General features: G+C 67.5%; 15 protein-coding genes. 9 read left to right on the top strand and 6 right to left on the bottom strand.

Annotation, left to right across the window (positions count from 1 at the left end):
* From VHR41_17045 to VHR41_17035, 3 genes are all read left to right on the top strand, one after another.
* Nucleotides 1–1,252, top strand: a 1,252-nt coding sequence (locus VHR41_17045) for a glycogen synthase (GenBank protein HEX3235904.1), incomplete at its 5' end; no start/stop codon positions are given.
* Entirely contained in the window at nucleotides 1,249–2,961 is a 1,713-nt protein-coding gene (locus VHR41_17040) for a 1,4-alpha-glucan branching protein domain-containing protein (GenBank protein ID HEX3235903.1), read from the top strand. The genes VHR41_17045 and VHR41_17040, both read left to right, overlap by 4 nt.
* Nucleotides 2,961–4,892, top strand: coding sequence for an alpha-amylase/4-alpha-glucanotransferase domain-containing protein (locus VHR41_17035; GenBank protein HEX3235902.1), 1,932 nt, complete (start codon nucleotides 2,961–2,963; stop codon nucleotides 4,890–4,892). Before VHR41_17040 ends, VHR41_17035 begins: the two co-directional genes overlap by 1 nt.
* Nucleotides 4,893–4,901: 9 nt before the next feature.
* On the opposite strand, the gene VHR41_17030 is transcribed toward VHR41_17035, so the two are convergent.
* Nucleotides 4,902–5,756, bottom strand: coding sequence for a c-type cytochrome (locus VHR41_17030; GenBank protein ID HEX3235901.1), 855 nt, complete (start codon nucleotides 5,754–5,756; stop codon nucleotides 4,902–4,904).
* A 139-nt stretch (nucleotides 5,757–5,895) separates the two neighbouring features.
* On the opposite strand from VHR41_17030, the gene VHR41_17025 reads away from it, so the two are divergent.
* Both VHR41_17025 and VHR41_17020 read left to right on the top strand, forming a co-directional pair.
* Nucleotides 5,896–6,777, top strand: coding sequence for a carbon-nitrogen hydrolase (locus VHR41_17025; GenBank protein ID HEX3235900.1), 882 nt, complete (start codon nucleotides 5,896–5,898; stop codon nucleotides 6,775–6,777).
* Nucleotides 6,778–6,820: 43 nt separating this feature from the next.
* On the top strand, nucleotides 6,821–7,870 hold the full coding sequence (locus VHR41_17020) for an agmatine deiminase family protein (GenBank protein ID HEX3235899.1): 1,050 nt from the start codon (nucleotides 6,821–6,823) through the stop codon (nucleotides 7,868–7,870).
* Between the two features lies 1 nt (nucleotide 7,871).
* Here VHR41_17020 and VHR41_17015 read toward each other — a convergent pair whose 3' ends face one another.
* The 5 genes from VHR41_17015 to hutU form a co-directional block, all read right to left on the bottom strand.
* Nucleotides 7,872–8,273: a hypothetical protein gene (locus VHR41_17015; GenBank protein HEX3235898.1), complete on the bottom strand. Its 402-nt coding sequence runs from the start codon at nucleotides 8,271–8,273 to the stop codon at nucleotides 7,872–7,874.
* 141 nt (nucleotides 8,274–8,414) lie between these two features.
* Complete coding sequence (locus VHR41_17010) at nucleotides 8,415–9,767, bottom strand: RagB/SusD family nutrient uptake outer membrane protein (protein HEX3235897.1); 1,353 nt, start codon at nucleotides 9,765–9,767, stop codon at nucleotides 8,415–8,417.
* Between the two features lie 2 nt (nucleotides 9,768–9,769).
* Complete coding sequence (locus VHR41_17005) at nucleotides 9,770–12,730, bottom strand: SusC/RagA family TonB-linked outer membrane protein (GenBank protein HEX3235896.1); 2,961 nt, start codon at nucleotides 12,728–12,730, stop codon at nucleotides 9,770–9,772.
* A 77-nt stretch (nucleotides 12,731–12,807) separates the two neighbouring features.
* The gene (hutI, locus tag VHR41_17000) at nucleotides 12,808–14,031 is read right to left on the bottom strand and encodes an imidazolonepropionase (protein HEX3235895.1); all 1,224 of its coding nucleotides are present in this window, start codon (nucleotides 14,029–14,031) and stop codon (nucleotides 12,808–12,810) included.
* A gap of 135 nt (nucleotides 14,032–14,166) precedes the next feature.
* Entirely contained in the window at nucleotides 14,167–15,852 is a 1,686-nt protein-coding gene (gene hutU / locus VHR41_16995; GenBank protein ID HEX3235894.1) for a urocanate hydratase, read from the bottom strand.
* 200 nt (nucleotides 15,853–16,052) lie between these two features.
* Here hutU and VHR41_16990 point away from each other — a divergent pair, with 200 nt between their 5' ends.
* From VHR41_16990 to VHR41_16975, 4 genes are all read left to right on the top strand, one after another.
* Entirely contained in the window at nucleotides 16,053–16,391 is a 339-nt protein-coding gene (locus VHR41_16990) for a plastocyanin/azurin family copper-binding protein (GenBank protein HEX3235893.1), read from the top strand.
* A gap of 2 nt (nucleotides 16,392–16,393) precedes the next feature.
* On the top strand, nucleotides 16,394–17,017 hold the full coding sequence (locus VHR41_16985) for a hypothetical protein (protein HEX3235892.1): 624 nt from the start codon (nucleotides 16,394–16,396) through the stop codon (nucleotides 17,015–17,017).
* Between the two features lie 167 nt (nucleotides 17,018–17,184).
* Nucleotides 17,185–17,757, top strand: coding sequence for a sigma-70 family RNA polymerase sigma factor (locus VHR41_16980; GenBank protein ID HEX3235891.1), 573 nt, complete (start codon nucleotides 17,185–17,187; stop codon nucleotides 17,755–17,757).
* Between the two features lie 10 nt (nucleotides 17,758–17,767).
* Nucleotides 17,768–18,457, top strand: coding sequence for a zf-HC2 domain-containing protein (locus tag VHR41_16975; GenBank protein HEX3235890.1), 690 nt, complete (start codon nucleotides 17,768–17,770; stop codon nucleotides 18,455–18,457).
* The last annotated feature ends 5 nt before the right edge of the window (nucleotides 18,458–18,462 follow it).

The raw sequence follows: 18,462 nt of genomic DNA, 5'->3' as shown, positions 1-18,462 counted from the left end.
GGGGAACCACTCCGAGGAGGCCCGGGTATTCCGCGTGGCCGGCCCGCTCAAGGGGCCGCAGGTTTTCTTCATCGAGCACCTGGAGTATTTCAACCGTCCCGGGATCTACGGCGAGAACGCGGTGGACTATCCCGACAATGCCCGTCGCTTCGCCTTCTTCGCCCTGGCGGCGCTCACCGCGCTGCCCCGCCTGGTAGCCGGGCCGGTGCTGGTCCACGCGCACGACTGGCACACCGCGCTGGTGCCGGTCTATCTCCGCACCACGCTGGCCGACCAGAGCTTCGCGGCGGATACCACCACCGTGCTGTCGGTCCACAACCCCGGTTATCAGGGTCACTTCCCTCCGGAGGTGATGCCCGAGGTGGGGCTGCCATGGTCGCTGTACAATTGGCAGCAGCTCGAGTGGTATGGAAAGGTGAACTTCCTCAAGGGCGGCCTCACCTTCACCGACTTCGTCACCACCGTGAGTCCCACCCAGGCTCGTGAGCTTCGGACGCCGGGGGGCGGCTTCGGTCTGCACGATCTCTTCCAGTCGCTGGGCGATCGGCTGGTCGGGGTGCTGAACGGCATCGACCAGCACGCCTGGGACCCCGCCACCGACCGGCAGATCACCGCGCAGTACTCGGCCCACAAGCTCGAGGGCAAACGGCGCTGCAAGGCGGCCCTCCAGCGCTCGTTCGGACTGCCCCAGCGGCGCAAGGTGCCGCTGTTCGGAATGACCGGCCGGCTGGTGACCCAGAAAGGGCTGGACCTGATTCTGGCCGCGCGGGACCTGCTCGACTCCGACGCGCAATTCGTCTTCCTCGGCAGTGGGGAGCAGAAGTACGAGCAGGCGCTGGTGGAGCTGGCCTCCTCCGCGCCCAACCGAATCGGCGTGCAGTTCGACTTCACCGACCGGCTGGAGCACCGGCTCATGGCCGGCGCCGACATCTTCCTCATGCCGTCCCTCTACGAGCCGTGCGGCCTCACCCAGATGCGGGCCCAGCGCTATGGCGCCCCGCCGATCGTCCGCCGGGTGGGTGGCCTGGCCGATACGGTAGAGGACGACGTCACCGGGTTCAGCTTCGATCCTTACACTCCCGAGGCGTTCGAGGAAGCCGCGCTCCGCGCGCTGGCCGGCTTCGCCACACCGGCCAAATGGGAGGCCTTCATGCGCCGCGGCATGGCCTGCGACTTCAGCTGGGAGCGATCGGTGTCCGCCTATCTCGGCGTCTATCGCCGAGCGCTGGCGTGGTCCGGAGCAGGCCGGTGAGCGGCGCGGCGATGGACTTCGTCTTCACCCTGCACAGCCACCTGCCGTACATGCTGAATCACGGCCGCTGGCCCCATGGCAGCGACTGGCTCTGCGAGGCCGCGCTCGACACCTACCTGCCGTTGCTGGAGACCCTCCAAGGACTCGAAACGGCCGCGGTGCCGGCGCCGGTGACCATCGGATTCACCCCGGTGCTGGCCAATCAGCTGGTCAGTCCCACCTTCGTGAGCGAGATGGAGGCGTTCTTCGAGCAGCGGATCGCCGCCTGCGAGGCGGCCCCGGCCTCGCTCGCCACCACCGGCGACCAGGCGCTGCTGCCGCTGGTCGGGTTCTGGCAAGATCGCCTCCACCGCTTGCGCCGCCTGTTCCAGCAGACCGGGGGCGATCTGGTCACCCCCTTTCGCGCGCTCGAGGCCGCCGGCCGGCTGGAGATCATCGGTTCCGCCGCCACCCATGGCTTCCTCCCGCTCCTCGCCCGGGACGAGAGCATCCGGCTGCAGCTCGCCGTCGGCGCGGCCGAGCACCGTCGCCTGTTCGGCCGCGCTCCTGCCGGCTGCTGGCTGCCCGAGTGCGCCTACCGTCCCCGCGGCCCCTGGGAGCCCTGGCCCACCGCTCCCAGGACCGGGATCCGTCGCGGGATCGAGGAGCACCTGGCGGATGCCGGCTTCCGCTACTTCTTCGTGGATTCCCATCTCGCTTCCGCGGGGCGCGCGCTGGGCCTCTCGGGAGATCCGGGCGCCAGCGATCCGATCCTGCACACCCCACGCGCCCGCGATCTGCCCGAGCAGGCGCGCCGCTCACCCTATCAGGCCTACCGGGTGGCGCACGCGCGCGGTGTCGCCAACGTGACCGCCTACGTGAGGGATCCGCGGGCCTCCATGCAGGTCTGGAGTCGCTTCGAGGGGTACCCGGGGGACGAGTGGTACCTGGAATTCCACAAGATGCGGTGGCCCGGCGGACTCAAGCTCTGGCGGGTGAGCGGTCCGGACGTCGACCTCGGCGGCAAACAGATGTACGTGCCCGCGACTGCGCTCGGCCGCGCCCGGGATCATGCGGAGCATTTCGCCGGGGTCCTCGCGGGCATCGCTCAGAGCGATACCCGCCTCCGCGAGGGCGTCGTGGTGGCCCCGTTCGACACCGAGCTGTTTGGCCACTGGTGGTTCGAGGGCCCCGATTTCCTCGGCGCGGTCTATCGCGCCCTCGCGCGGAGGGACCGGGGCGTGCGCCCTGTCACCGGCTCACGTCATCTCGCCGAGCATCCGGCCCGCCAGGCCATCCGCATGCCCGCCGGCTCCTGGGGCGCCAACGGCGACTTCAGCATGTGGCTGAGCGGGCAGACCGCGTGGACCTGGGAGCGGCTCTGGCCGATCGAGGCGGCGTTCTGGGACGTTGCGCCGACGGCGCTCGAGTCCGCCGCGGCGCGCCCGGTGCTGGCGCAGGCGGCCCGCCAGCTGCTCCTGGCGCAGTCCTCCGACTGGCAATTCATCATCTCCACCGGGGCCGCCACGGATTATGGCGAGCTGCGCTTCCGGGAACACTGCGCGGATACTGAATCGCTGGTGGAGGCGCTCCGGGACGGGGGGCCTGGCGCGCTCGAGGCCGCCGGGCGTCGCGCCGACGAGCTGGGCCAGCGGGACAACCTTTTCCCGGACATCCTTCCGGCGGTCCGCGCCGCGCTGGGCGGCTCCCGTTCCCTGGTCCTGGGCTAGTGCCGCCTATCCGTTTCGCGTTCGGGCTCCACCTGCATCAGCCGGTCGGTAATTTCGATCACGTGTTCGCTCAGCACGTCGAGGACGTCTACCGGCCCCTGGTCGAGAGCCTGGCCGGGCGGGAGTTTCTCCCCGTCGTGCTGCATCTCTCCGGGCCGCTGCTGGAGTGGCTGGAGAACCACGAAACCGGCTATCTCGACCGGGTGGGCCGCCTGGTCGCCGACGGCCGGATCGAAATTCTCCTCGCCGGCTTCTACGAGCCGGTACTGGCCTCCCTTCCCCGGGCGGATCGCATCGAGCAGATCCATTGGATGCGCGATGCGGTCCAACGCCGGTTCGGCGTCACCGCACGCGGTCTCTGGCTCACCGAACGGGTATGGGAGCCGGAGCTCGCCGCCGACCTGGCTCTGGCCGGCGTCAGCTACGCGCTGGTGGACGACCGCCACTTCCTGGTCACCGGCTTCTCCGCCGACCAGCTGCACCAGCCGTTCTGGACCGAGAGCGACGGGCAACGCGTCGCCCTCTTTCCCATCGATGAGCGGCTGCGCTACCTGATCCCATTCCGTCCGCCCGAGGAGACCGCCGACTACCTGCGGGGGCTCCGGGACGCGGGGCATGGGCTGGCGGTCCTGGCGGACGATGGCGAGAAGTTCGGCGGATGGCCAGGCACCAAGGAGTGGGTCTACGGCAAAGGCTGGCTCGACCGCTTCATGGGGACGATCGGCGGCCTGGTCGAGCGCGGCGAAGTCCAGCTCAGCCGGCTCGACGCCGCGCTCGAGGTGGTGCCGAGCGGCGGCATCGCCTACTTGCCCACCGCGTCCTATCGCGAGATGGAGAGCTGGTCGCTCCCGCCGGATGCCGCGCTCCGGCTGGTACGGCTGGAGCGGGAGCTCGGCGAGTCGCGGGTGGAAGGCCCGGACGGCGCGCTCCTCCGCGGCGCCCACTGGCGCAACTTTCTGGTGAAGTATTCCGAGTCGAATCGGATGCACAAGAAGATGCAGGCGCTATCGGCGCTCTGCCGCCAGCGAGGCGATCCGCCCGGGGCCCGTCGCGCGATCGGTCGCGCGCAGTGCAACGACGCCTACTGGCACGGGGTCTTCGGCGGACTCTACCTGCCCCATCTTCGGGATGCCATCTGGCGGAATCTCGCCAGCGCCGAGCGCGAGCTGCGGGACGGAGAACCGCTCGCCTGGGACGTGCTCGACCTGGACGGCGACGGTCACAATGAGATTTGGGTGCATTCCGACCGCTTCTCGGCACTGCTGAGCCCCAGACGGGGCGGCGCACTTGAGGAGTACACCTGGTTCGCGACCGGGATCAACTACGCCAACGTCCTCACCCGCCGGCGGGAGGCATACCTCGACCTCGCGCTCGAACGCGGAGCGGAGACCACTAGCCAGGACGGCGGAACCCAGACCATACACGACATCGAGGAAGGTATCCGGCTGAATGAGCGGCCCCCGGTCGATGCCGCCGACCGGGCCCTCTTCCTGGACCGGGTCCTCGCTCACGATCTCGAGCTCGCGGCCTACGCCAGTGGCGCCTATGTACCGGTCCACGACTGGACCAGGTCGCCCGCGGCCTATGCCATCGAACCGCGCCAGAGCGGGGTCGAGGTGCTCTGCACGCTGGGAGAGGGGTCCGCCCGGCTGGAGAAGCGGGTGCTGTTCACCTCGGAGGGGCGGATCGCGGTGCGCTATGCCTGGGACGCCGGCACCGCCCACCCGGACGATCTCTTCACCACCGAGCTCTCGCTGGCGGGGCCGCTCGAGGTGCGATGCACGTCCGACGCCGAGGAGTGGAGGTTCGACATCGAGACGGTCGCCAAGTCGGAGCGTGGCCTCGACCGGACCCGGCAAGGCGAGTCGATCACGCTTCGCTGGCCAGTCCACCAGGGGCAGGCCGCGGTGGAGATCTCCCCCGCCGGCTGAAGCCGCGGCCTAGGTACCCTTCCGCACCGCGGGCCGTCCCGGCGCGATCTTCCCGTCGCTCCGACCCTTCACGTACGAATAGATATCCTGGATCTTGTCCATCCCCAGCCCCAGGGAGCACCAGGCCGGCATCCCCTTGGCGGGGCGTCCGGCGCAGACCGTCTGGACGAACAGCTCCTTGGTGTTGATCGGTCCATCCGGCCGGAGGGACACCACCAGGTGCGGGGCGATCGTCGTGCCGGTCACATCCTCGCCGTGACAGCGTGCGCAATTCAGGTTGAACTGCTTCCAGCCATCGTACACCGTCTCGGTTACCGTGTCGCGCGGGGCCTGGTGATAAGCGTCACGCAGCTCTCCGCCCTGTACCGCGCCGGTATCTGATTTGGCCGTGCCGCTGTCGGATTGAGCCTTGCCGGTGTCCGCCTGCTGGGTGCCGCTGTCCGGCTTTGCCTTCGACGCGGTATCAGAGGCTCTGGCGCCGGTATCCTTCGTGGCCGTGGCGACGCGCTTGGCGGGTCGGGGGCCGGCTGACTGCGGGCGCTTCCTGCCGGTGTCGGACGAGGGTCGAGCGGCGGTGCGCCGGGCAACAGAGTCGGACGGAGCGGGAGCGGCGTGTGAGCTGTCGGCTTTCGACGACTTGGTGCTGTCCGCAGCCGACGTGACGGCTGTCTCGGCCGAAGGAGTAGCGCTGTCGTTTGCTGCGGCGCGGTTCGCGGCGCCGCTGGTATCGCCCGCGGACGCCGGCTTGCCGCGATCGCCGCCACATGCGGTGGCGGTGGCCAACAGCACCAGCATCACGGCGGGCCGCACGCGGCGGAACGGAGACCGACGGCCGAAGCCGACCGTCCGAAGCCTAGCGGGCATACGGTCATCCTTTCCAGACAGAGGTCGCGTTCCCTGGTCGAAGCTCCTGTGCCAAGATCGTCGGCATCGCTGATTCGTCCGGTGACGCAGGTCACCCGCCTGCTCGCGCCCGCAGGCCGGGTCATTATCTTCATCTGCCATGAGCTCCTCCAGCACGGTGACGCTTGGCCTGGTGCAGCACCACTGCACCCTCGATCCCGACGAGAACATGCGGACCGCGCTCCAGGGCGTGCGTGATGCCGCCGCGCGCGGCGCGCAGATCGTCTGCCTGGAGGAACTCTTCCGCAGCCGGTATTTCTGCCAGACCGAGGAGCACCGGCACTTCGGCCTCGCGGAGCCGGTGCCCGGCCCGTCCACCGCCGCGCTGGGCAGCCTTGCCGCCGAGCTCGGCGTGGTCATTGTCGCCTCGCTCTTCGAGAAGCGCGCCGAGGGCCTCTATCACAACACGGCGGCGGTGATCGACGCCGACGGCCGGTATCTCGGGAAGTACCGGAAGATGCACATTCCCGACGACCCGCAGTACTACGAGAAGTTCTACTTCACTCCGGGTGATCTCGGATTCCGCAGCTGGGAGACGCGCTTCGGCCGGATCGGGGTCCTGGTCTGCTGGGATCAGTGGTATCCCGAGGCCGCCCGGCTCACGGCTCTGAGCGGTGCCCAGATCCTCTTCTACCCCACCGCGATCGGCTGGCTGCCCGCGGAGAAGGCGGAGCACGGGGGCCAGCAGCAGTCGGCGTGGGAGACGATTCAGCGGAGCCACGCGATCGCCAACGGCGTCTACGTCTGCGCGGTCAACCGGGTGGGACACGAGGGCGACGCCGGCGGTGGCATCGAGTTCTGGGGCGGCAGCTTCGTCGCCGATCCGGGCGGGCGGCTGCTGGTCAAGGGAGGCGAGGGCGACGAGGTCCTGATCGCCGCCTGCGATCTGGCCAAGGTCGACGCCAGCCGGACCCACTGGCCGTTCCTCCGGGACCGCCGGATCGACGCCTACCAGGACCTCACCCGACGCTATCTCGATTGACCTCCGCCGGCGCTCACCTCTGATCTCTGCGGCGCCCCTCCCGATGCCCACCGGCACGCCCGCGAAGCTGGGCTACCGGATGCCCGCCGAGTGGGAGCGCCACCGGGCCACCTGGCTCAGCTGGCCGCACAAGGAGGCCTCCTGGCCCGGCAACTTCGGCCCGGTGCCCGGCATCTTCGCCTCCATGGTGCGCTGGCTCGCCGACCGCGAGGAGGTGCACATCAACGTGGCGGGGCCGGAGATGGCGGGTGCGGTACGGCGGCTGCTGAGCGACGAGGGGGTCGCCTGCGACAACGTCTTCTTCCACCTCAATCCGACCAACGACGCCTGGTGCCGCGACCACGGGCCCATCTTCATCCAGCGCAAAGTGGAAGGCCGGCGGGAGGAGGCGATCGTCGATTGGGGCTACAACGCCTGGGGCGGCAAGTATCCTCCGTACGACCTGGACGACGTGATCCCCAGCCGGATCGGCAGCGAGTATCACATCCCGGTGTTCCATCCGGGCATCATCATGGAAGGCGGCTCGATCGAGGTGAACGGGCAGGGTACCCTGCTCACCACCGAGGCCTGCCTGCTCAACCCGAACCGGAATCCCCAGCTCGGTCGCGCCGAGATCGAGGCCTGTCTCATGGAGTTCCTCGGCGTCAGCAAGATCCTCTGGCTGGGCGAGGGGATCGTGGGTGACGACACCGACGGGCACGTCGATGACCTCACCCGCTTCGTCGATCCGAGCACGGTAGTGACGGTGGTGGAGGAGGACAGCGCAGACCAGAACTACGAGCCCCTGCAGGAGAACCTGGAGCGGCTACGAGGCATGACCGATCAGAGCGGCCGCCCGCTCCGGGTGGTGACCCTGCCGATGCCTCGGGCGCTCTACCGCGAGGGTCAGCGCCTGCCGGCCAGCTACGCCAACTTCTACATCGCTAACGGCCTCGTTCTCCTCCCGACGTACGATCCGCCGAGGGACGAGGAGGCCGCCAGTACCCTGCAGTCCCTGTTTCCCGACCGCGAGGTGATCGGCATCGACTGCGCCGATCTGGTCTGGGGTCTCGGCGCCTTCCACTGCGTGACCCAGCAGTGGCCGGCGCTCTAGCTCAGGCTTTCTTCCAGACGCCCACGAGCGCCGCGTGCCGGCTCCCGCAGGTGTCCATCCCGATGCCCGCGATGTGCAGCTCGTCCTCGGTGCGGTTGATCAGGTAGCGCGCGTCGGCTGTCTGGCAGGGGCGGGCGGCGCTGTCGGCCCTGAAGATCAGCGTGTCGCCCTTGAAGTTCGCTCGCGCCTTGATATCGACGGAATCGGGCCACTTGGGGGCCGGCAGCATCAACTCGACCCCGCCGTTCGACGCCATCTTCATGCCCACTTCACCTTCGCCCGACAGATCCCGTTTCCAGGTGCCAGCGTACTTCGACCCCTCTCCCATGCAGCCGGCGAGGGTGAGCAGGGCGGTCAGACAAGCCACGCGCCGCAGGGGGGATGCGTTCGAGAGACTAATCATGCCGATGTCCTCCTTGGAACGGATGAAAGCAGTTCCCTCCGGTTCGAAGTCCAGTTCGGGCCGTACTCGGGTGCGGCCACCCATAATGGGAAGCGAGCCCCCTCTTCGCCAGATGGCTCGCGGGTACCGCCGGCCTCTGGACTACTGCCTGGCCAGCACCTCCGGAGTCGGGATCGGAAGCGTCGAGAAGATCGCGTCCGGTGGCGGTCCCGGGCGATCGAACGCGGTCAGATCGGCTGTACGACCGTAGCGGCGATAATCAATCCAGCTGTGTCCCCCCTCGTACATGAGAGAATACCGTTTGTTATAGAGCAGCTCCGTGATCGCCTGTTCGGCACTGGTGAAGGCGGGAGCTGGGAGCAGCCCGCCCGAGGTGGTACGAATCAGGTTGATGTCGGTATTGGCCGTCGTCAGATCACCTAATCCGATACTCGCCTCCGCGTGCAGCAGCACCAGTTCCTCATTCTTGATCAGTGGGATCGGTGCGTTAGGGTTGGGGTAGCGGATCCAGCCCAGATCGGAGGTGAGGAGCTGCGGCGTCCCCAGGGAGCGCGGCGCACGGCTCACCAGTTTGTTCAGAAAGCGCTGGTCGAGTTCACCGCCCGGCTGGAGCTGCGCACCGGTCCGAAGCGATGGGTGACCGAAATTTTCACCCAGTTGGGGGCTGATTGCCAGTGGGTTGGCGAAATCACCTGGGCCAGCACTGAAGTCCATGTACACGCCCTCATCAAGCGCGCCGGCCGGGTCGAGGAAGGATTGAGTCAGGGCGGTGAGCGCTCCGGCGAAATCGCCTCGGTAGACTGCCACCCGAGCGCGGAGCGCGCGGTTGAACTGCCGGAACGTGCTCGGCGTGTCGAAGCCCGAGAACCCAGAGGGCAAGGGGAAGGGGAACGCTGCGCCCCCGGCATCTAGCTCGGGGAGTGCCCCATCCAGGAGAGAGATCACGTTTGCCCAGGCGTCGGCATTGGTTCGGAAGGGAGCCGGAGCGGCAGTCACGCTGGTACCAACCTCGAACGGAATCGAGTCTTGGCTGTGGGCGTCTAGCACGATTATGAAGTTGTACGCCTGGAGCGTATGCGCGAATCCTCGGATCGCGCTCTGCTCCTCTGCAGTAAGCGCACTGGCCGTTCCGATCACCGCGAGCAGATCGTTCGCCGTCCGAATCGCGGCGTACTCCTCGGCCCAGTGATCTCCACCGAATGGAGGGCTGCCCGGATCAAGTGGCCCCTGCATCAATTCATTCGTGAAGCCCGGATCGGAACCGTCGAAGCGGTACGCCTCACGCCCGAGAATGCCGCCATCGAGCGCCCAGTCAGCCACATCTGCCCGGGTGGCGATAAGGATTCCCTCTGCTGTGGCCACCACTTCGGAGCGTGTGGGATTTTCCCCAATGATGTTGGGCGTGTTCGGGTTTTCGATGTCGAAGGAGCAGCCTCCCGCGACCAGGGTGAGCCCAACGACAACCTGGCGCGAAACTTTCGAGAAGGTCGTCATGGTTAGAACCCCAGGTCGATCGAGAAGAAGAAGCTGCGACTCGGTGGAAAGGGCGCCACGTCGATGTTCCGCACAATGGCTTGGCGGCCGAAATTACTCACCTCGGGGTCCAGCCCGCGGTAGGGTGTGAAACGGAGCAGATTGCGCCCGGTCAGGGACAACCGCGCCGTTCGGATGCTGCGCCCGAAGAGGCCAGAAATCACCCGGTCCGGCAGGTTGTAGGACAGGTTCAACTCGCGGAGCTTGACGTAAGTTCCGCTTTGGACGTAGGGGCGAGTGTCACCCGTGGCGAAAGTACTAATCCGATCGGAGCCCGCGGTAACGTAGTCGATGGAGTTTTGGGTGGCGTCGTACAGCAATTCGGTCAGGTTGATGATGTCTCCCCCTTGCTTCCAATCGAATAAGAAGCCAAGGGTGAATCGGTGGAAATCGATGTCGTTCGAGAACGACATCTGGAAGTCGGGATTGGCATCCCCCACCTTGCCTGCCCGCGGGACACCACCGGCGTCGGGGACCAGGCCGAAGATCTGGGTCGGTGAGCTATCCTGCTCGATCTGGAAGGTTCCCAGCGAGAGCCTGAAGCCACCAGTCTGATAGGCAGGAATAGTCAGGCTCGTGATCTTGCTCCGGTTGGCGAAGAACGTCGTACGCAGCACCCAGTTGAGATTCTTGCTTTGTACTGGCTGCACTGTGAAGGACGCCTCGATCCCCTGGTTCCTCAGCGTGCTCGTCGAGCTGAAGATCTGATTCGCTTGTCCGCTCGAAGGTGCCAGAGTGCGTTCCAGCAGTAGATCGCGGATGTTCTTCTGATAGACCGTAAAGGTGAGCTGGGCCCGCCCATTGGCCAAAGGCGCATCGAACCCTCCCTCGAACTCCTCCTGTCGCTCGGGCTTCAAGTTCGGATCGCCGGCACGAGTGCCGATAAACGTTCCCGAGCTTCCGCCGATAGTCCCCGTAGTGTCTGGTGAGAAGAGCGCGCCGAAGGCAGCCCGGTTTCCGGTCTGGCCGTAAGCCGCCCGGAATTTAATTTCGTCCACCCCACCGAAGGGTCGCACGATCCGGTAGGAGGCGGCGAACTTCGGGTAGAAGAAGAACTTGTCCGGACTTCCGTTAGCGCTGCTTCGGTCCGCCCGGAGCCCGGCGGTAAGCAGCAGCCGCCGGTCGGCCAGCAGCACCTCTTCCTGCCCGAAGATGCCGAGATCGCGCACCGGCTCCAGCCGGGAAAGCACCGTCTGGCTGGCTGCCTGCTGCGGGCTCGTTTGACCGGTCAGGAGATTGCGCCCGATGACCTGTGTAGCAAAAAGCCGGCGCTCCTCGAATTGGACGCCGGCCGAGGTGGTCCATTGCGTGCCGTGGTCCGGATCCCCGGGCACGAGTGTATGGGTGGCGTTTAGCGACAGGTTCAGGTTGCGGTTCGAGGACTTGCTGAGGACCACAGTCCCCGGCTGGCCATCGTTGGGCTCGAACTGAAGCTCTGGCGGCGAGACGAAGTCGTTGTCCTGCTGAAAGTAGTCGACGCCTCCTGTACCAATCAGCTGGAGATTACTCCTGGCCGAGCGCAGCGCCGACCAGCGGAGGGTGCTAGTGCCCAGCAGGCGCCAGACGTCCTCGTCGTTCTTTAGAAACTGGAACGTCTGGAGCGGGTTGCTGCGCTCGAAGGGGTTGGTGGGAAAGTCGGACGGAAGACTGTCGCTCCCGGCCGAGGGCAGCAGGTCCACAAAGTTCGGCGTGGCCGGAAACACGAGGAACGGGCTGGTGCCCGAGTTGTCGTTGTTCGAGATCCCCCGCTGCGAAAAACTGTGCATCCCGCTCAGGTTTACCTGCACCTGGAAGCCGCCGCCAAGCTCCTGGTCGAGGTTGGAGCGGAGCGACTGCTTCTTGTATCCGGTGTTAGTCGCGATGCCGCCATCGTCCTTCACCAACGCCGAGACGTAGTACTTGGTATTCTCGGTTCCACCGCTCACGCTGGCATCGGTCTCATAGGAGAACGGCTTGTGACCGTAGATCTCCTTCTCAAAGTCGAATGTCCGGCCCTGCTGGTAAAGCGAAGTGACGAGGGCAGTGTCGGTGAACACGCTCAAAGCTTCTTCCAGTGTACTGAAGGTGCGAGACCCCAGCTCGTTAGCTCGCTCAAAGAAGCCGAACCGCTGAGTAACATTGAACTGCGGCTTCCCTACCTGCCCCCGTTTAGTCGTGATGAAGATGACCCCGTTAGTGGCCTTGGATCCGTAAATGGCCGCGGCGCTGCCGCCCTTCAGAACTTCGATTTTCTCGATGTCCTCCGGATTGAGGTCGGCGATCCTGTTAACGGCGTTGTCCTGGTTCCGCGGATTGCCACCCGCCTGCGCCTGGGTCACGGCGTTGGCGCCGTTGGGGATGGCGACGTCACTCACCGCGATCCCGTCCACCACGTAGAGCGGCTCGAGATCGCCGATGATGGTGGAGACTCCGCGCAGATTGACCTGCAGGCCGCCACCCGGGGCGCCGGAGTTGGCCTGGATGGTGGCGCCCGGAATCTTTCCCTGGAGCGCGCTTTCGACCGTGCTCGTCGGTGCCCGGGTCAGCTCGCCGGCGCTCACCGTCGACACCGCGTTGGCCAGGTTCCGCTGCTCGACGCCGGTGGCCTGGCCGGTGGTGACGATCTCCTCCAGCTTGAACACGTCCGGATCGAGCGCCACGTCCACCTTGTCCTGCCCCGCTGGCACGTTGACCTGCTGACGCTTGAACCCGATGCCGCGCACCATGAGGCTCACGTTGCCTTCTGGCGCGTTGAGAGCGAACCGACCTTCGTTGTCCGCCTGCGCCACGATCTGGGTTCCCAGGACGGCGATCGTGACATCGGAGACTCCCTGCTCCGTTTGTGCGTTGGTGACGCGGCCGGTGATCTGACGCACCTGCGCCGAGCCGACCCCGACCGCCAGCAAGCAGAGCGAGAGCACAATGCCCAACACGCGCTGAGCCATGGCACCTCCGAATCTATGACTGGGTTGTGTCCGAGTAGCGTCTAGAGTGCAACCGAAGGGACGAACGCGCAAGCGTCCTATGCACCGGCCCATCGCACCGTTCCACCGATGACGGTCGTTCGGCAGGCGTTGGCGCGGAAGTGGTAGAGCCAGTGATCCACGTCGGGCGCGTCGATGATGGCGAAATCGGCCGCCCGGCCCGCCTCGAGGCTACCGGCCCGTCCGCCGAGCCCCAGCGCGCGCGCGGCGTAGCAGGTCGCCCCCTTGAGCGCCTCGGCTGGCGTCATCCGCTGCAGGGTACAGGCGAGGGTCAGGGCGAGCGGCAGGTGGTGGCTCGGCGCCGACCCCGGGTTGAAGTCGGTGGCTACGGCCACCGGCACGCCGGCCTCGATGAACCGCCGAGCCGGCATCGGCGGCTGGCCCAGGTACAGGGTGGCGAGCGGGAGACTCACCGCCACGACGCCCGTGCGAGCCATGGCGGCGATGCCCGCGTCCGAGGCACGGTCCAGATGGTCCGCCGAGACCGCGCCCACCTCCGCGGCGAGCTCTGCGCCGCCGCCGTCGCTGAGCTGGTCGGCGTGGAGCTTCGGCCCGAGCCCCGCCGCGCGGCCGGCGAGAAGGATCCGCTTCGCCTCCTCAATGGTGAACGCGGAGGCTTCCACGAACACATCGCAGAAGTCGGCCAGCCGCTCCCGCGCGACCTCGGGAATCAGCTCCCCGGTCAGGAGCCGGAGGTACTCCTCCCGGTGCTCGCGATGCTCCACTGGCACGATGTGCGCACCCAGGAACGTCGCGACCAGATGGACCGGCTGTACTCGGGCGAGCGTTCTATACACCCGCAGCAGTTTGAGCTCGTTGTCCCGGTCGAGTCCGTAGCCGCTCTTGCACTCGACCGTGGTCACGCCGAGGGTGAGCATCTCCCGCAGAAACCCCGCGCTCCGCTGGAGCAGGGCCTCCTCGGAAGCCTCGCGTGTGAGCCGCACCGTCCGCGCGATGCCTCCGCCTGCCTGGGCAATCTCCAGGTAGGTCCGCCCCTGGATGCGCTGCGCGAACTCCTCCGCCCGCCAGCCGCCGAACGCCAGGTGCGTGTGGCAATCGACCAGGCCGGGGATGACCAACCCACCGCCGGCGTCCATGCGCTCCGCCGCCCGAAACTCCGGGGGAAGATCCGCGAGCGCCCCCACCCATCGGATCGTCTCGCCCTCCCAGACCAGCGCCGCGTCGCGGATCTCGTGGATCTCGCCCTGGCCGCCCTCATCCCGACAGGTGGCGAGCTGGGAGATGTTGTGGAGAAGGTTCATGGGCGGCGGGAGACGGTAAGGGCGGTAAAGGCGGTAAGGACGGTAAGGACCGTGATCAGTTCCTCCGCCAGCAGAATCGTCGCTCCGGCTAGCTCGAACTCTAACACCTGGCCGCCCTTACCGCCCTTACCGTCCTTACCGCCCTTCCCGTCCTTCCCGCACCATCGGCAGATCGATCCCGCGCTCCACCGCCGTCTCGATGGCGAGCTCGTACCCGGCATCCGCGTGGCGCATGACCCCGGTGCCCGGATCCGCGGTCAGCACCCGGTCCAGCCGACGATCGGCCATCTCGGTCCCGTCCGCCACCACCACCATGCCTGCATGGATGGAGTAGCCGATGCCCACGCCGCCGCCGTGATGCAGCGAGACCCAGCTGGCGCCGCAGGCGGTGTTGAGCAGGGCATTCAGCAGCGGCCAGTCGGCGATCGCGTCGGACCCGTCCTTCATCCCCTCGGTTTCCCGGTTGGGCGAGGCCACTGAACCGGTGTCCAGGTGGTCCCGGCCGATCACCAGCGGCGCGCGCACCTTGCCCCGCTTCACCAGCCAGTTGAATCGGCGTCCCATCTCTGCCCGCTCTCCATACTCCAGCCAGCAGATGCGGGCCGGGAGCCCCTGGAATTGGACCCGCTCCTGTGCCTGCCGGATCCAGCGGGCGAGCGGCTCCTTGGCCGGAAAGGTCTCCAGCACGGCACGGTCAGTCTGGGCGATGTCGTCCGGATCGCCCGAGAGGGCGGCCCAGCGGAACGGCCCCGCGCCACGGCAGAACAGCGGCCGAATGAATGCGGGGACAAAGCCGGGAATGGTGAACGCCTCCGGCATACCTCGCCGATCGGCCACCTGGCCCCGGAGGTTGTTGCCATAATCGAACGTCACCGCGCCCCGCGCCATCAGGTCCAGCATGGCGCGCACGTGGACGACCATGGAGTCCAGCGCGCGGGCCTCGTACACCTCGGGCTCCCGGTCACGGAGCGCGGCCGCCGCTTCCAGCGAGAGGGCGGTCGGGATGTATCCCACCCGGAGATCGTGCGCCGAAGTCTGGTCGGTGAGCACGTCGGGGGTCACGCCACGGCGGACCAGCTCGGGCAGCACCTCCGCGATGTTTCCCACCAATCCCACCGAGAGCGCGCGCCGCTGCGCCCGTGCCTCGTTCACCAGCCGAAGCGCCGAATCGAGGTCGTGCTCCAGCCGGTCGCAGTACCGGGTCTCCACCCGTCGGCGGATCCGGCTCTCGTCCACGTCGACCCCGAGGAAGGCCGCCCCGTTCATGGTGGCCGCGAGGGGCTGGGCGCCACCCATGCCGCCGAGTCCGCCGGTCACCACCAGCCGGCCTTCGAGGCTGCCGCCGAAGTGCTGCCGCGCGCATTCGGCGAAGGTCTCGTAGGTGCCCTGCAGGATCCCCTGGGTCCCGATGTAGATCCAGGAGCCCGCCGTCATCTGGCCGTACATCGTGAGGCCCAGCGCCTCGAGCCGGCGGAACTCGTCCCAGGTGGCCCAGCGGGGCACCAGGTGCGCGTTGGCAATCAGCACCCTCGGCGCCTCCTCATGGGTGCGGAAGACGCCGACCGGCTTGCCGCTTTGCACCAGCAGCGTCTCGTCGTTGTTCAACCGCCGCAACGTGGCAACGATCCGCTCGTAGCACTCCCAGTTCCGCGCCGCCTTCCCGCCGCCCCCATAGACGATGAGGTCCTCCGGCCGCTCCGCCACGGCGGGGTCGAGGTTGTTCATGAGCATTCGGAGCGCCGCCTCCTGGTGCCAGCCTTTACAGGAGAGCGTGGTGCCGGTCGGGGCCGTGATCGGACTCGGGTGGGTGAGGGTGGTCATGGGGAAGAATCTAGGAGGGTGAGCCAGGGTGAGGCAGGGTGGGGCAAGGTGAGGCAAGGTGGGGCAAGGTGAATGAGACCGCCGCGACACTCCCGACCCTGCCTCACCCTGGCTCACCTTGCCCCACCCTCCTTGGATCCGATTCGATGCGGCCACCGTAGACCGGGTGCAGCGACCAATCTCGAGCCAAGAGGCAACCGATGCGCGCGATGCTGATCGCCTGGTCCGTTGGGGCCGGGGCCATGGGTGCGGTGCCCGACACGCAGGTGCAGGTCCGGACCTTCCAGTTCCGGGAGGCGCGGCTGGACGTCCCTGTCGGCACCAGGATCGTCTGGAGCAATCAGGACGAGATCGAGCACACGGTCACCTCCGGCGCCCCCGACAGTGCCGACGGAGCATTCGCCGGGCAACTCGCCGGCAAGGGCTCGAGCTTCGTTCATGGTTTCGACCAGCCCGGCACCTATCCGTACTACTGCGAGCGGCACCACTTCATGCGCGGCGAAATCCGCGTTCTCCCCGACACCACTGGAGCCCATTAGCCATGCGTTCCCTCACCCAGCTCATCACCGGCGCCACGGCCCTGGCGGCCACCCTCGCCCTCGCCGACCCGGCCGGCGCCCAGTCGGCCGCCGATCTTCGGGTCGGCCTCAACCACACCCTGGCCGAGCACGTCTGGCTCGCGGCCGCCACGACCGAGGCGGCGCTGGGCGGCCGGGCCGGCGAGTTCAAGGATGCGGCTGGAGCGCTCGACGCGAACTCGGTAGCGCTCAGCCGGGCGATTGGCTCGGTCTACGGCGCCGACGCGGAGGCCGCCTTCCTGGCCCTCTGGCGGAAACACATCGGCTTCTTCGTGGACTACACCAACGGCGTGGCCAAGAAGGACAATGCGATGCAGGAGAAGGCAGTGAAGGACCTGATCGGCTATGCCGACGACTTCGGCGCCTTCCTGAGCTCGGCGAACCCCAACCTGCCCAAGGATGTCGTGGCCGGACTGGTGCGCGACCATGTGGTCGGCCTCAAGGCCGTGGTGGATGCCCAGGCCAAAGGAGCCTGGTCCACCGCCTACACCAAGCTCCGCGAGGCCGCCGCCCACATGCAGATGATCGCGGATCCGCTGGCGGGCGCGATCACGAAGCAGTTCCCGGAGAAGTTCGCGATGCAGTGAAAGGTGGCAGGGTGGGGCAGGGTGAGGCAGGGTGGGGCAAGGTGATGGGCGGAAGGGACCACCTTGCCTACCTTGCCTCACCCTGCCTCACCTTGCCTCACCCTGCCCCACCTTGCCCCACCCTCTCCTGCAACCTTCTGTTCCGTCAAGCGATCCAACCCCTCGCGATGACCCCATCCGGCCTTGGAGTAGCGACGCTGCGTCACGAGCAAACCGGCAGAAGCGACTCGGATACGGTAGACGCGACGCTGGCGGCCAGCGGCGATGCTCACGCCTTTGCCCGGCTGTATCGTGGTCACGTGGCGAGGATCCATAGCCTGGTCCGGCGGATGCTGAGCGACGAGGAGGCTGACGAAGTGGCACAGGACGTGTTCGTGCGGGCCTGGCAGAAGCTGGGAACCTTCCGCGGTGAGTCCGCCTTCGGCACCTGGCTGCACCGGCTGGCAGTCAACGTCATTCTTGGCCGGCGCCAGACGCTGGGAATCCGGCGTCAGCGTTACCTCGAAGGAGACGCAGTGCTCGAGACCGTGCCCAGCCGGCGACCGACGCCCGAGCTGTCGATGGATTTCGAGGTGGCGATCGAACGGCTGCCACAGGGTGCCCGGCAGGTGTTCGTTCTCCACGACATCGAGGGCTATCGCCACGAGGAGATCGCCGAGATGCTGGGCCTCGCCACCGGCACCTCCAAGTCCCAGCTTCACCGGGCCCGCATGGCGCTGCGGGAGCACCTGGAGCGCTGAGGAGCACACCATGACCGACATCTGGACCGATCGGCTGTCCGAGTATCTCGACGGCGAGCTGCCCGACGCGGATCGGAGCGCGCTCGAGGACCACCTCCGCCATTGCATCGCCTGCGGCGCGGCGGTGGCGGACCTCAAGCGGATCGTCCGGCGGGCCCGAGCCCTGGATGATCGTGCCCCGGCGCATGACCTCTGGCCCGGCATCGCGGCCCGCATCGGCGCGCCTGCCGCCGTGCCCGACGGGCCGGCCGAGATCCGGCTCGCTGGGCGGATACCCCGCCGCTGGGTCTTCTCGCTGCCCCAGCTGGCGGCGGCGGGGATCGCCCTCATGACTCTCTCCGGCGCAGCGGCCTGGCTGCTTCACCCGGGGGCGCCCCCCCTGGCGGTCGCGCCCCAGCCGGCCCCTGCGCCGGCGGTGCCCGTCGCGGTCGGTCCGGCACGCCCGGCGGAGCGGAGTTACGATGTGGCCGTGGCGGAGCTGCAGCAGGTCCTGACCCGAAATCGCGGCCGGCTGGATACCACGACGGTGCGCATCATCGAACAGAATCTGGCGACCATCGACCGGGCGATTGCCCAGGCCCAGCGTGCCCTCGCCGCCGACTCGGCGAACATCTACCTCAACTCTCACCTGGCGGAGACGATGCGGCGGAAGCTGGAGCTGCTCCGGCAGGCCGCGGCCCTCGTCTCCGCCGCGAGCTGAAAGGA

It is taken from the genome of Gemmatimonadales bacterium, from assembly GCA_036265815.1.
Classification (GTDB): Bacteria; Gemmatimonadota; Gemmatimonadetes; order Gemmatimonadales; family GWC2-71-9; genus CAVVWJ01.
The sequence above is the reverse complement of the archived record's forward strand: the minus strand, read 5'-3'. Positions and strand labels throughout refer to the sequence as shown.